The sequence below is a fragment of the Amycolatopsis sp. NPDC051071 genome (assembly GCF_040682875.1).
Lineage (GTDB): Bacteria > Actinomycetota > Actinomycetes > Mycobacteriales > Pseudonocardiaceae > Amycolatopsis.
In genome coordinates this window covers 19,993-33,638 of the sequence record NZ_JBFBBY010000087.1, presented here as the reverse complement: position 1 = coordinate 33,638, position 13,646 = coordinate 19,993, and the positions used below count along the sequence as shown (strand labels likewise).

11 protein-coding genes are annotated in these 13,646 nt (G+C 66.8%); 5 read left to right on the top strand and 6 right to left on the bottom strand.

What is annotated here, in order from left to right; all coding sequences use genetic code 11:
- Positions 1–326: 326 nt before the first annotated feature.
- Complete coding sequence (locus AB0M65_RS25540; RefSeq protein ID WP_364032306.1) at positions 327–593, bottom strand: hypothetical protein; 267 nt, start codon at positions 591–593, stop codon at positions 327–329.
- 373 nt (positions 594–966) lie between these two features.
- Here AB0M65_RS25540 and AB0M65_RS25535 point away from each other — a divergent pair, with 373 nt between their 5' ends.
- From AB0M65_RS25535 to AB0M65_RS25520, 4 genes are all read left to right on the top strand, one after another.
- On the top strand, positions 967–4,704 hold the full coding sequence (locus tag AB0M65_RS25535) for a multifunctional oxoglutarate decarboxylase/oxoglutarate dehydrogenase thiamine pyrophosphate-binding subunit/dihydrolipoyllysine-residue succinyltransferase subunit (RefSeq protein WP_364032303.1): 3,738 nt from the start codon (positions 967–969) through the stop codon (positions 4,702–4,704).
- Positions 4,705–5,268: 564 nt separating this feature from the next.
- Positions 5,269–6,057, top strand: coding sequence for a DddA-like double-stranded DNA deaminase toxin (locus tag AB0M65_RS25530; protein WP_364032300.1), 789 nt, complete (start codon positions 5,269–5,271; stop codon positions 6,055–6,057).
- Positions 6,045–6,452, top strand: coding sequence for an Imm1 family immunity protein (locus tag AB0M65_RS25525; RefSeq protein ID WP_364032297.1), 408 nt, complete (start codon positions 6,045–6,047; stop codon positions 6,450–6,452). Before AB0M65_RS25530 ends, AB0M65_RS25525 begins: the two co-directional genes overlap by 13 nt.
- Positions 6,453–6,712: 260 nt before the next feature.
- Positions 6,713–7,501 carry an SMP-30/gluconolactonase/LRE family protein gene (locus AB0M65_RS25520; RefSeq protein WP_364032294.1) on the top strand — a complete coding sequence of 263 codons (789 nt, stop codon included), beginning with the start codon at positions 6,713–6,715 and terminating at the stop codon, positions 7,499–7,501.
- Between the two features lie 91 nt (positions 7,502–7,592).
- Here AB0M65_RS25520 and AB0M65_RS25515 read toward each other — a convergent pair whose 3' ends face one another.
- Positions 7,593–9,155: a S8 family serine peptidase gene (locus AB0M65_RS25515; protein WP_364032291.1), complete on the bottom strand. Its 1,563-nt coding sequence runs from the start codon at positions 9,153–9,155 to the stop codon at positions 7,593–7,595.
- A 392-nt stretch (positions 9,156–9,547) separates the two neighbouring features.
- Here AB0M65_RS25515 and AB0M65_RS25510 point away from each other — a divergent pair, with 392 nt between their 5' ends.
- Positions 9,548–10,063, top strand: a complete 516-nt coding sequence (locus AB0M65_RS25510; protein WP_364032289.1) for an N-acetyltransferase — start codon at positions 9,548–9,550, stop codon at positions 10,061–10,063.
- 142 nt (positions 10,064–10,205) lie between these two features.
- Here the strand turns inward: AB0M65_RS25510 and AB0M65_RS25505 are convergent, their stop codons facing one another.
- Genes AB0M65_RS25505 through AB0M65_RS25490 form a run of 4 tightly spaced genes read right to left on the bottom strand, consistent with a single transcriptional unit; the run spans position 10,206 to position 13,568 of the window.
- Entirely contained in the window at positions 10,206–11,114 is a 909-nt protein-coding gene (locus tag AB0M65_RS25505; RefSeq protein ID WP_364032286.1) for an ABC transporter substrate-binding protein, read from the bottom strand.
- Positions 11,111–11,800 (bottom strand): ABC transporter permease subunit, encoded by a 690-nt coding sequence (locus AB0M65_RS25500; RefSeq protein ID WP_364032283.1) that lies wholly within the window; start codon positions 11,798–11,800, stop codon positions 11,111–11,113. The genes AB0M65_RS25505 and AB0M65_RS25500 overlap by 4 nt, the downstream gene beginning before the upstream one ends.
- Positions 11,797–12,480, bottom strand: a complete 684-nt coding sequence (locus tag AB0M65_RS25495) for an ABC transporter permease (protein WP_364032280.1) — start codon at positions 12,478–12,480, stop codon at positions 11,797–11,799. Before AB0M65_RS25495 ends, AB0M65_RS25500 begins: the two co-directional genes overlap by 4 nt.
- On the bottom strand, positions 12,480–13,568 hold the full coding sequence (locus tag AB0M65_RS25490; protein WP_364032276.1) for an ATP-binding cassette domain-containing protein: 1,089 nt from the start codon (positions 13,566–13,568) through the stop codon (positions 12,480–12,482). The genes AB0M65_RS25495 and AB0M65_RS25490 overlap by 1 nt, the downstream gene beginning before the upstream one ends.
- Positions 13,569–13,646 lie beyond the last annotated feature (78 nt).

Here is a 13,646-nt window from a genome sequence, read left to right as displayed (position 1 = left end):
TTTTCTTCGTGGTTGCTTTTTTTTGGTTTGGGTTTCGTCGTCCCGCCCGCCCCGCGCGCCGGCGCGCGCGCCCCCCACCCCCCCCCCCGCGACTGCTACCTGACACCACAGCGACGATCCTGAAGGTAGCGAAGGTCCCCACGCGGCCACACCATTCCCGCGCCCAGGATCGGCATGCCCCGGCGCGCCCTACCCGAATGAAGGAAACCGAAGATCGCCATGTCGACAAAGAGATAACCGACGTCACACCGAAACACGCCGAAGCGCCTCACCCGCGGAGCCAAGACCGCACCGGCCAAGACCACACCCCGCTAAGACCGCACCGGCTAAGACCGCCAGGCGAGGCCGCCCATCCCGGCGACCTCCAGATCCTGTGCCGAAGCCCATCGGAAGGTCCCCGGGCGGACGTGCACGTCCGCCGTCACGGCCCAGTCCGGCTCGTCGGGCTCGACGTGCTCCATCTCCCTGAAGTCGGAGAGCGTCGGCCAGACCGCCTCGCACGAGTCGCACCTCAGCACGACCTTGCCGGACTCGGTGACCAACGGGCGCACGCGCCCCTCGTCCCAGAACGACGGACATTCATCCAGCCACATCGTCTGCCACCCCCTCGCGGGCGACCGGCGGCCGGCACGACACCGGCCGCATCCTCCACTCAGCAAAACCCGCCGACGTGAACTCCAGGCTGTCCAGGCACGACCATTTCCCCAACCTTGACCGACAAAACAGTGACCTGACCTGCGCAGACGGCGAAAGTGACAGCAAAGGTCCCTTGCTCCCCCGGACGGCCGTGGCCTGGACCATCGAGTGGTCGGGTTTCGATCTCTTGATCGAGACAGTGACTCATCACCTAGTGCGCCACGCCTCACACAGGCCAGTTCCATCACACGGCCGCCACCGAGGGGGTTAGCCTGGTAGGCGCATCAGCGGTGTTCAAGATCTCGAGACGGATAGAGGCGAGTCCAAGCCGTGTCCAGCAGCAGCCCTGCGTCACAATTCGGCCCCAACGAGTGGGTTGTCGAGGAAATGTACGACCAGTTCCTCGCCGACCCCACCTCAGTCGATGCCGCCTGGCACGACTTCTTCGCGGACTTCAAGCCAACGCAGGCCGCGCAGACGAAGGCTGACGACGCACGTCAGACCTCCACGGAGACCGCCAAGGACGGCTCGGGCGCCAACGGTCAGGCCGCCACGCCGTCGCCGCAGACGGTCCGTAACGCCGAGTCCACCGCGAAGCAGACCGCGCCGAAGACCGAGGCGAAGGCCGCGGCACCCGCGAAGCCCGCCCCGAAGGCAGCGGCGCCCAAGGCGGCCGCGCCCAAGGCGGCCCCCGCGAAGGCTCCCGCCAAGACCGTCGAGAAGGACGCCGAGCCGGAGTCCAAGCAGCTCCGTGGCGCGGCGGCCGCGATCGCGAAGAACATGGACGCCTCGCTGTCCGTGCCCACCGCGACGAGTGTGCGTGCCGTCCCGGCGAAGCTGATGGCGGACAACCGCATCGTCATCAACAACCACCTCAAGCGCACACGCGGCGGGAAGATCTCCTTCACGCACCTCATCGGCTACGCGATGGTCCGGGCGCTGAAGAACTTCCCGAACATGAACCGGCACTACCAGCTGATCGACGGGAAGCCGTTCGCGATCACGCCGGAGCACGTGAACTTCGGTCTCGCGATCGACATGAAGGGCAAGGAAGGCTCCCGCACGCTCGTCGTGGCCTCCATCAAGGCCACCGAGAACATGACCTTCATGCAGTTCTGGCAGGCCTACGAGGAGATCGTCAAGAAGGCCCGCAACGGCAAGCTGACGGCCGACGACTTCGCGGGCACCACGATCTCGCTGACCAACCCGGGTGGCATCGGCACCAACCACTCGGTGCCGCGTCTGCAGGCGGGCCAGGGCGCGATCATCGGCGTCGGCGCCATGCAGTACCCGGCGCACTTCGAGGGCACCAGCGAGAAGGCCCTTGTCGACCTCGGCGTGTCGAAGATCATGACGCTGACCTCGACGTATGACCACCGCATCATCCAGGGCGCGGAGTCGGGCGAGTTCCTCAAGCGCATCCACGAGCTGCTGCTGGGCGAGGACGGCTTCTACGACGACGTCTTCACCAGCCTGCGCCTGCCGTACGAGCCGATCCGCTGGGTCGCCGACATCCCGGACGGCCCGGTCGACAAGACCGCGCGTGTGATCGAGCTGATCGACGCCTTCCGCATGCGTGGTCACCTGATGGCCGACACCGACCCGCTGAATTACCGGCAGCGCAGTCACGCCGACCTCGACGTCCTCTCCCACGGCCTGACCCTGTGGGACCTGGACCGCGAGTTCCCGGTCGGCGGCTTCGCGGGCCAGGAGCGGATGAAGCTGCGCGACATCCTCGGTGTCCTGCGCAACTCGTACTGCCGCACCGTCGGCATCGAGTACACGCACATCCTCGACCCCGAGGAGCGCCGCTGGATCCAGGACCGCGTCGAGATCCCGCACGAGAAGCCGGACCCCGCCGTCCAGAAGTACGTGCTCTCGAAGCTCAACGCCGCCGAGGCGTTCGAGACGTTCCTGCAGACCAAGTACGTCGGCCAGAAGCGGTTCTCGCTCGAAGGCGGCGAGACGGCGATCCCGCTGCTCGACACGTTGCTGGACAAGGCCGCCGAGCACGAACTCGACGAGGTCGTCATCGGCATGCCGCACCGCGGCCGCCTGAACGTGCTCGCGAACATCGTCGGCAAGCCGATCGCGCAGATCTTCCAGGAGTTCGAGGGCAACCTCGACCCTGGCCAGGCGCACGGTTCCGGTGACGTGAAGTACCACCTCGGCGCCGAGGGCAAGTACTTCCGCATGTTCGGCGACGGCGAGACCAAGGTGTCGCTGACCGCGAACCCGTCGCATCTGGAGACCGTTGACCCGGTCCTCGAGGGCATCGTCCGCGCGAAGCAGGACCTCCTCGACAAGGGTGGTGAGGGCTTCACCGTCCTGCCGGTCCTGATGCACGGCGACGCGGCCTTCGCGGGCCAGGGTGTCGTCGCCGAGACGCTGAACCTGGCGCTGCTGCGTGGTTACCGCACCGGCGGCACCGTGCACGTCATCGTCAACAACCAGGTCGGCTTCACCACCGCGCCGGAGCACTCGCGTTCGAGCGAGTACGCCACCGACGTCGCGAAGATGATCGGTTCGCCGATCTTCCACGTGAACGGTGACGACCCCGAAGCCGCCCACTGGGTGGCCAAGCTGGCCGTCGAGTACCGCCAGGCGTTCCACAAGGACGTCGTGATCGACTTGATCTGCTACCGCCGCCGCGGTCACAACGAGGGCGACGACCCTTCGATGACCCAGCCGGCGATGTACGACATCATCGACACGAAGCGTTCGGTCCGGAAGACCTACACCGAATCGCTGATCGGCCGCGGCGACATCTCCGTCGAAGAGGCCGAAGCCGCGTTGCGCGACTTCTCCAGCCAGCTGGAGCACGTGTTCAACGAGGTCCGCGAGCTGGAAAAGCACGTGGCGAAGGCCAGCCCCTCGGTCGAAGAGGAGCAGCAGGTCCCGGCGAAGGTGCCCACCGCCACCACCGCCGAGGTCATCGAGCACATCGGTGACGCGTTCCTCAACGTGCCCGAGGGCTTCACCCCGCACCCGCGGGTCAAGCCGGTCATGGAGCGCCGCCACAAGATGTCCCGCGAAGGCGGCATCGACTGGGCGTACGGCGAACTGCTCGCCTTCGGTTCGCTGGCCATGGAAGGCCGCCTCGTGCGGTTGTCCGGCCAGGACTCCCGCCGCGGCACCTTCACCCAGCGCCACTCGGTGCTGATCGACCGCAAGACCGGCCAGGAGTACTCCCCGCTGGCGAGCCTGGCCGAGGGCCAGGGCCGCGTGATGATCTACGACTCGGCGCTGTCCGAGTACGCGGCCGTCGGCTTCGAGTACGGCTACTCGGTGGCCAACTCCGAAGCGCTGGTCATGTGGGAAGCGCAGTTCGGTGACTTCGTCAACGGCGCGCAGACCGTCATCGACGAGTACATCTCCTCCGGCGAGGCCAAGTGGGGCCAGCTGTCGGACGTCGTGCTGCTGCTGCCGCACGGGCACGAGGGCCAGGGCCCGGACCACACGTCCGGGCGCATCGAGCGCTTCCTCTCGCTGTGCGCCGAGGGCTCGATGACCGTCTCGGTGCCGTCGACCCCGGCGAACTACTTCCACCTCCTCCGCCGTCACGCCCTCGACGGAGTCAACCGGCCGCTGGTGGTCTTCACCCCCAAGTCGATGCTGCGCAACAAGGCCGCCACCTCGGCGGTCGAGGACTTCACCGGCCAGACGAAGTTCATGTCGGTCATCGACGACGCCGTCGTCGACCCGGCCAAGGTGCGCAAGGTGCTCCTGACGTCGGGCAAGCTGTACTGGGAGCTGGTGGCCGAGCGGACGAAGCGCGAGGCGAACGACATCGCGATCGTGCGGGTCGAGCAGTACTACCCGCTGCCGAAGAAGAAGCTGCTGGCGGCGCTCGAGCGCTACAACGGCGCTCCCGCGGTCTGGGTCCAGGAGGAGCCGGAGAACCAGGGTGCGTGGCCGTTCTTCGGCCTGAACCTGCCGCGGAAGCTGCCGGAGGTGTTCTCCAGCCTGGACGTCGTGTCGCGCCGTCCGATGGCCGCCCCGTCGGCCGGTTCGTCCAAGGTGCACGAGGTCGAGCAGAAGGCGCTCATCGCGCGGGCCTTCGACTGATCGCTTGACCGTCCGTGAAGGCCTTCTTCCCTACTTTCAAGGTAGAGAAGGAGGCCTTCAGCACCTCCGGGGCCGGTAGCCGTCTGACCTGCGCTAACACGGCTACTGGCCTTCGGAGCTACGCAACGAGTACACAACAGCGGAGAACAGGTCATCCATGAGCGCACGGGCGCGCTCGTGGTGACGATGGAAGCGTGTCCCAAATAGTCGCGGACCTGCTCCATGGACGCGCCACGGTGACCGGGGCCGCCTTCTATCAACCGGGACGCGAAGTAGTGCCGAAAGTTGTGGATACCGTAGGCGCCGCCGGATGTCATGCCGCCTTGATCGCGGGGTGCCAGACGTCCCGGTTCCACGCGCCCGGCGCGAGCAGGCCGCCCTTGGCGTTGGTTAACACGATGTGCCAGCCCTGACCATCGGTGCGAACTTGCGCTGGAGCGCAGTTCGCAGAGAGGGCTTCTGTGAGTAGCCCGCTATGCGCTGTCAACAGTGTCCGTGGCCCGTGCCTCTATCACCCGCCCCTGTCAGAGGCTCGTGTCATGATCCACGGCAGGGGGTTGCGGCTTGAGCGATATCGAAGCGGTCGCCGCAGCACTCGGCGCCGCCATCACGTCCCTTGAGCAGGCAGAGCAGGCAACACAAGAGGCCGCCGGGGGCTTCGGAGAGTCTGCCTCGCATCTGGGGCAGGCTGTCTATGGCACCGCTGACCCTGAGATAGGCGCCCTGCCGGAGCTGTACGACGAGCTACGCCGGTCCGCAGAGCAGGCAGTCAGCCACTTCAGGACCGTCAAGGCGAACATCTCGGCGTATCTGGACACCATAGGCGTGTCGGTGGCACCGGCAAACAACGAGGTCACGCGTCCGAAGTGGGAGAATCGAGCCCGTGTCCGGCCTGGTGTGCACACCACAGGACACGAGGCAGTCGCTCCGGCCCACGAGCGCGCGGAAGCACTACGGCAGGAACTACCACCACCAATCAAGCCCGGCGAACTGGGCCGGAAGACTCATGGCAGATGGTTCGCGGGCAGTGGGCAGGACGTGACGCCGATTGTGAGCGGTCGAGACGAGATGGCGGCCGAAGCGCAACGCCGACTTGAAGCGCTCGACATCCCCGGAATGCCAAGCGCGGTTGCCGACGTCGAGACAAAATTAGCGGCCCATATGGCAGCGTCCGGCATCACCAACGCAAGCGTCGTAATCAACTACGCACCGTGCCGAGGCATCTACGGGTGTGAAACCCTGGTCACCGCACTCCTGCCAGAGGGCTCCGCGCTCACCGTGTACGGAATCGCGCCAGACGGCACCGAGACCGAAGAAACCTTCCAAGGAGGAGCCACCCCGTGGTGGAAGTAGACGTCTATTACGACTGGTCCGCGAACACGCCGACGACGGTCAGCACACCTGCCGAGCTAGACGCCGTGCTCGACAATGTGGCGGCCACCGGAAGCCCTCAGGTCGCGCAGCTCGTGATCCACGGCGACCCCCGGCGGGGCATGCTCGACGTCGGTCTACACGCCGAGCGCGCACGCGGTGCCCTCTACTTCGCAGGCGGCCAGTATCGACGCGGCTGTGTCAGTCACGGCCCGGAAACGGCCTCCGAAGACGTCATCTATGTCTACATGGGTAACGCGCGCGAGTTCCCCGCCACTGCCGAAGTTCCCATCGCGGACGCCCGGAAGGCCGCGCACGAGTTCATGGCCGCAGGCGGCGAACGTCCGAAGGTAGTCGCCTGGTCGGAGAACCTCTAAGCCCACCGAGCAATACACCCTCATCTGGGCAAAGGTGGGGCCTATTACTTGTGTACCGGTACGCGCTGGGTACACAGGAGCACCGATAAGGGCCGGTAACGACCGGTACTAACAGGATCGATTTTCGCTGGTCACGAGCCCATCCAGCGCGTTTGCGCAGGGCAGAAACCGGCCTTTAGAGAAGGAGGCCTTCACGGCATCTGGGGTGTCGAAACCGGCGGATCCCGTTCGTATAGGGGTAAACGAACGAAGGAGACACCATGAAAACCCTGCTCGACGGCCTCATGCTCCCCGAATCCGCCCGCTGGCACGACGGCCGTCTGTGGCTGGCGAACTGGGGCACCGGCCAGATCCTCGCCGTCACTCCGGACGGCGAGAGCGAGGTCATCGCGACCGTCCCGACCACCATGCCGATCTCGATCGACTGGCTCCCCGACGGCCGTCTCCTGATCGTTTCCGGCCCGGAAGCACGCCTGCTGAACGCGGATCTGAGCACCTACGCCGATCTGTCCCCGGTAGCGGCGCTCTGGAACGAACTCGTCGTCGACAGCCGCGGCAACGCCTTCGTCAACGGCTTCCATGACCTCCAGGCGCCCGGCGTCGTCGCCGTCGTCACCCCGGACGGCGAAGTGCGCCAGGTCGCCGACGAGATCCTGTTCGGCAACGGCATGGCCATCACGCCCGACGATTCGACGTTGATCGTCGCCGAGTCGTATGGCAACCGGCTCACCGCGTTCGACATCGCCGAAGACGGCTCGCTGTCCGGACGGCGGGTGTGGGCCGAACTCGGCGGCGATCACCCCGACGGCATCTGCCTCGATGCCGAGGGGGCCGTCTGGTACGCGGACGTCGGCGGCAAGTACTGCGTCCGCGTCCGCGAAGGTGGCGAAGTGCTTCAGAAGGTCGAAGCCGATCGAGGCTGCTTCGCGTGCGCGCTCGGCGGCGAGGACGGACGTTCGCTCTACGTCCTCGCCGCGGAATGGCAAGGCTGGGAGAACCCGTTCGGCGACGGGCCGACCGGACAGGTGCAGGTCCAGGTCGTCGCCTAATCCCGGAAGGCTGCTGGGGGTGCCGAATCGAACACCGGAAGGCCCCCTTCCCAGCAGGAGGAAGGGGGCCTTCACGTACTTCAGTGGTGGATCAGAGGGTCAGCGACCAGCTGTTGAGCGTGCCGGTGTCGACCTGGTACACGTCCTGCACCTTCAGCTTCCAGGCGCCGTTCGCGGCCTCGGCCGCGGCGTTGACGGTGTACGTGGTGTTGATGTTGTCGGACGAGTCGTTGCTCGAACCCTTCAGGCGGTACGCGGTGCCGTCCGGCGCGACCAGGTCGATGACGAGGTCACCGACGTAGGTGTGCGTGATGTTCACCGCGACCTTGGTGGTGCCTGAGGCGTTGCGGGCGCAGTTGGCGACGGTGACCGTGCTGGTCACCGCGGCACCGGCGTCGGGGATGGGGACGGCGGCGTTGCTGGTCTGCGTGCCACAGGGGGTGGGCTCGGGGCCGGGGCCGCCGGTACCGGTGTAGAGCAGCACGTTCGGCGAACCGGCGCCGGGGCTGGTCACCTTGCCCTTGGTGCCTGCGTTGACCAGCGCGTCACGGACCTGCGCCGGCGTGGCCGTCGGGTTGGCGGAGGCGTACAGGGCCGCCGCGCCGACGACGTGCGGAGTCGCCATCGAAGTACCGCTGATGGTGTTGGTGCCGTTGTTCAGCCACGCCGACGTGATGCCGCTGCCCGGCGCGAAGATGTCGAGGCAGGTGCCGATGTTGGAGAAGTCGGACTTGGCGTCGGTGTTGGTGGTCGAGCCGACGGTGATCGCCTCGGGCGTGCGGGCCGGGGAGGTGTTGCACGCGTCGGCGCCGTAGTCGTTACCGGCCGCGACGCCGAAGGTGACGCCCGACGCGATCGACCGCTGGACGGCCTGGTCGAGGGTCGCCGAAGCACCGCCACCGAGGCTCATGTTCGCGACGGCGGGCTTGACGGCGTTCGCGGTGACCCAGTCGATACCGGCGACGACACCGGCGGTCGTGCCGGAACCGGAGCAGTTCAGCACGCGGACGGCGACGAGTTTGACGCCCTTGGCCAGACCGTGCGCGGTACCGCCGATGGTGCCGGCGACGTGGGTGCCGTGGCCGTTGCAGTCCGTGGCGTCGTTGTCGTTGTCGACGGTGTCACGGCCGTGGGTCGCGCGCCCGCCGAAGTCGGGATGCGTGGTGAGGATGCCGGTGTCGACGACGTACGCGGTGACGTTCGACGCCGTGGTGCTGTAGCTGTACTTCTGGTCCAGCGGAAGGCTCTGCTGGTCGACCCGGTCCAGGCCCCACGAAGGCGGGTTCAGCTGATCCGTCGAGACCGAAACGGTCTGGTTCTGCTCCACGTAGGCCACCGAGGGATCGGCGGCGACGCGCTTCGCCTGCTTTTCGGTCAGTGCGCCGGAAAAGCCGCGCACCGACGACACGAAAGTCTTCTCGACCGTGCCGCCGTGACGGTTCGTCAGGCTCTTCGATGCGGCTTCGACCGACGTGCCGTCCTTCAGCACGACGATGTAACTGTCCTTGATCGCCTTGGCACTGCCGGCGTTGACGATCGAACCTTCAGCGGCCGAAGCGACGGTGGCGCCGCCGAGTGCGGTCAGGACGGCGACAGCCGCCGCCACACCGAATACGGGCAGTCGTCTCTTCAGGGTTCCCAGGGAATTGTTCAAGATATTCCTCCCAGGCAGGGTCGACCCACGGGCATGACGCGGCCCGCCGGATCGTTTGGGGTGTTCTCAGAGGTGAAGCGCGTTCCACTTAGGAGCGCAGGCTGAGACTAAGTCGCGAGTTCACCCCAAGGAAGACCTTGCGTTACGGACATCTCGATAGTATTGGGGACACAGCCGGTGCGGCCGGGCACCATTCAGCCCCCGCCTTTAGTCGCGTTTTGCGCCGTACGGCCCACGAAGAATTGGGGATCCGCACATCCAGTGGTCACTTTCCCGCCGACCGGTCGTTTCACCGCTGTGCAAGTACACCCGGATGGCCGCCTACTAAAGTCGCGACCTGCCGGAGCGGAAAACGATTTCCATCCTACCTTCGGAGGGAGCACACTCGCCGCATGCTGCTCCGACAAGAAACCCCGGCCGACCACGAGGCCATCCACGCCGTACATCTGGCGGCGTTCGCGAAACGCAGTGTCCCGGTGGTCGAGGCGAAACTCGTCGACGAACTCCGGGGCGAAGGCGATCTGATCGGCGCACTGTCCATCGTGGCCGAACGCGACGGCGAAGTCGTCGGGCATGTCTGCTGCAGCCCGTCCCGGCTCGGCACCGACGAGAAGTCGACGGTCGGACTCGGCCCGCTCGGAGTCCTGCCCGCACACCACAAGTCCGGTGTCGGCTCGGCTCTCGTGCACGCGGTGCTCGGCGCGGCCGACGCGCTCGGCTACGGCGCCGTCGTCCTGCTGGGCGACCCGAACTACTACTCCCGCTTCGGCTTCGTACTCGCCGAGTCGTTCGGAATCACGCCGCCGGTCGCGGAATGGGCGCCGCATTTCCAGGTCCGCACCCTGGCCGCGTACACCGAAGATCTCCGAGGCGACTTCCGTTACGCCCCCGCCTTCGATCGCCTCTGACTTCCCGCAATTAGTCCTCTAGTTGCGATAGTTCGTGCGTTATGCCTTGACTCCGCACGCGAGTGCGGCGCCCGCGCCACCCAGGCACCACCTCAACCAAAGGCACCACCTTTGCCTTAACCCTCAATAATTGCGCGAGGGGTCAGGAGGGGGCGAGGAGGTTGTTGCGGCGCAGGAACTCCTCGGCGACGTCGAGTGGGTTGCGCTTCTCTTCGCTGAACTGGACGTTCAACTCGGTCAGTTGATCGGTGGTGAGCGCCGCCGAAACCCGGTTCAGCGCGTCGACCTCCTTCGGCGACAACGTCCCCTTCGCCACCAGTGGCACGATGTTCTGTGCGGGGAACATGTTCTTGTCGTCCCGCAGCGGTACGAACCCGTTCGCGGCGATCGTCGACGACGTGCTGAACAGGTCCGCGACCTGGATGCCGCCGGATTTCAGCGCGGCGACCGTGACCGGACCGCCGGTGTCGGTCGTCCGGATCTCCTTGAACTCGCAGCCGTAGAGCGTTTTGATCTTTTCCTTCCAGCGGCTGCTCCACTGGCCGGGGCCGCCGAAGACGAGATCCTTGCACCGCGCTCCGAGATCGGAGAAGGTCTTCACCCCGGAATCGGCGAGTTCCTTCCGCACCACCAGAAGGTCCTTGTCCTCGGCGGGCGCTTGTTCGAGCACCTCGAACCCGGACGGCAGCTTCTGCTTCAACTGCGCGTAGACGTCCTGCGGCGTGGTCGCCTGCGTCTCCTTGTCGAAGTACCGCAGCAGGTTCCCGCTGTAGTCGGGCACCACCGAAAGCGACTTGTCCTGCAGTGCCTTGACGACGACTTCGCGGCTGCCGACCGGCGGGCGCACGGTGACGTTCTCCGCACCCGCGTTGCGCAGCGCTCCGGCGTAGATCTGGGCCAGCAGCAGGCTTTCCCCGACGTCGGACGCGCCGATGATGATGTCGCCGGTCGCACCGCCCTCGGCGCCACCCGCCAGCGGGTTACCACACCCCGCCGAAAGCACTGCCAGCAAAGCGATCCCGGCGAACAGTGCCGCCACCGTCCGCCTCATACCTTCGCCTTCTTCCCGCTCGCGAGCTGCGCCAGCCGCACTCCCTTGGGCACCAGCGCTCGCTGCACACCCGCCAGGACGAGATCCAGCGCCACGGCGAGCAACGTCGTCAGCACGGCGCCCGCGACCACCTGCGGATAGTCCAAAATGGCCAGTCCGTCGAGCAGGAACCGCCCGAGGCCACCGAGTCCGACGTACGCGGCCACCGCCGCCGTCGCCACGAGTTGCAGCACCGAGTTCCGCACCCCGCCGAGCACCAGCGGCAGCGAAATGGGCACCTCGACCTTCCACAATCGTTGCCAGCCGGTCATCCCGATGCCCTGCGCCGCGTCGACGACGCCGTGATCGGTCGCCTGCAGGCCCGCGTACGTCCCGGCGAGGATCGGCGGAATCGCGAGCACCACGAGCCCGATGATCGTCGAGGTGGTGCTCTCGGTGATCAGCAGGAACAGGAAGGTCACCAGCCCCAGTGTCGGCAGTGCGCGGATGGCGTTGCCGCCACTGACCAGCAGCACCGCGCCGCGGCCGGTGTGCCCGACGTAGAGCCCGAGCGGGACCGCGATGATCAGCGCGAAGACCAGCGCCAGCAAGGTGTAGCCGAGATGCTGCAGCAGCCGGTTGAGGACGCCGTCCGTGCCCTGCCAATGCGCCGGGTCGCCAAACCAGTTCAGGACGTCGCCGATCATTTCGCCCCCGCCGTGGTCGCCACCCGGTCCCAGGGTGTGAGGAGTTTCCGCAACCGCACCAGCACCAGGTCGACGATCAGCGCCAGCAACAGCGTCGCGACGATGCCGACGACGATCGGCGAGAAGTACTCACGCTGGAAACCGTCGGTGAACAGCACCCCGAGGCCGCCGGTGCCGATCAGCGCGCCGACGCTCACCAGGCTGATGTTGCTGACCGACGCCACCCGGACCCCGGCGGCGAGCACCGGCACCGAAAGGGGCAGTTCCACGGTGAGGAACTTGCGTGTGGGTTTGTAGCCGACCGCGGTCGCCGCCGCGACGACATGCGGTGGGACGGCGTCGAGCGCGTCCAGCACCGGGCGCACCAGCAAGGCGGAGGTGTAGACGGTCAGCGCGACGATCACGTTGCCGCTGTCGAGGATCTTCGAGCCGATGATCCCCGGGATCACCACGAACAACGCCAGCGACGGGATCGTGTACAGCAGGTTCGACACGACCAGCAGCACCGAACGCACCGGTGCGAACCGGTGGCCGAGCCAACCTGCCAGCACCGCGATCACCAGGCCCAGCACCAGCGGGACCAGCGAAAGGTAAATGTGGTCGAGCAGGTCGCCGAAGAACTGCGAGCGGTTGTTGGCGCTGCCGAGGTAGCGGCCGAGTTCCGCGAAGAAGTCCCCCATCAGGAACCCAGTGGCAGCGCTTCGATCACTTCGAGAACCTGCTTGGCTCTGACCACGCCGAGGACCTTGTGGTCCGCGTCGACGACGACACCGAGACTCGCGGGCGACGACAACGCCGCGTCGAGCGCGCCCCGGACCGGGGTTCCCTGTACGTACAGCGATCCGCCCGCGACGAGGTCGCTTTCGGTCAGCGCACCGTCCACAGTGGAGCCGGGCCGGAGCCAGCCACGCGGCTGCCCGCCCGCGTTGACGGCGACCCGCCATTCACCGGACGGACCCGGCGATGGCTCGCCGACCTCGACACGCTCGACGTCTTCGACGACGATCCCGTCCGCGGAAAGGAAGGAAAGCCCGCGATAGCCGCGGTCCTTGCCGACGAACGACGCCACGAAGTCGTCGACGGGGTGGCGCAACACGTCCGACGGCGTGCCGTACTGCGCGAGCACGCCGCCGACGCGGAGCACCGCGATCTTGTCGCCGAGCCGCACGGCCTCGTCGATGTCGTGGGTGACGAATACGATCGTCTTCCCCAGCTGCGACTGCAGGCGCAGCAGTTCGTCCTGCAGTTCCTCGCGGACGATCGGGTCGACGGCGGAGAACGGCTCGTCCATCAGCAGCACCGGCGAATCCGCCGCGAGCGCCCTGGCGACGCCGACGCGTTGCTGCTGGCCGCCGGAAAGCTGGGCGGGGTACCGCTTGCCGAGTTCCGACGGCAACCCGACGGTCTCCAGGAGTTCGGCCGCGCGTTTGCGGGCCTTGCCCTTGTCCCAGCCGGACAGCAGCGGCACGGTGGCGACGTTGTCCAGGACTGTCCTGTGTGGAAAGAGGCCGGCGTGCTGGATGACGTAGCCGATGCCGCGGCGCAGCAGCGCCGGGTCGCCGTCGCTGACGTCCTTGCCGTCGAGCAGCACGCTGCCCGAAGTCGGCTCGACCATGCGGTTGATCATCCGCAGCGACGTCGTCTTGCCGCAGCCCGACGGCCCGACGAAGACGGTGATGGTGCCGTCCTCCACGGTCAGGTTCAGGTCGTTGACCGCGACCGTCCCGTCCGGATACCGCTTGGTCACGCCACGGAACTCGATAGTCACGTGTCTCTCCCCATGTCTGGTCGAAAAACCGTAGCCCAGATCCTGCCTGTTGGCACGGTGTCTCAGGGATCGGGTCAC

What these genes read in the sequence shown, in the direction of transcription:
- AB0M65_RS25540 (WP_364032306.1), bottom strand. Translation starts at nt 593, where the DNA reads ATGTGGCTGGATGAATGTCCGTCGTTCTGGGACGAGGGGCGCGTGCGC.
- AB0M65_RS25520 (WP_364032294.1), top strand. Translation starts at nt 6,713, where the DNA reads ATGAAAACCCTGCTCGACGGCCTCATGCTCCCCGAATCCGCCCGCTGG.
- AB0M65_RS25510 (WP_364032289.1), top strand. Translation starts at nt 9,548, where the DNA reads ATGCTGCTCCGACAAGAAACCCCGGCCGACCACGAGGCCATCCACGCC.
- AB0M65_RS25505 (WP_364032286.1), bottom strand. Translation starts at nt 11,114, where the DNA reads ATGAGGCGGACGGTGGCGGCACTGTTCGCCGGGATCGCTTTGCTGGCA.
- AB0M65_RS25500 (WP_364032283.1), bottom strand. Translation starts at nt 11,800, where the DNA reads ATGATCGGCGACGTCCTGAACTGGTTTGGCGACCCGGCGCATTGGCAG.
- AB0M65_RS25495 (WP_364032280.1), bottom strand. Translation starts at nt 12,480, where the DNA reads ATGGGGGACTTCTTCGCGGAACTCGGCCGCTACCTCGGCAGCGCCAAC.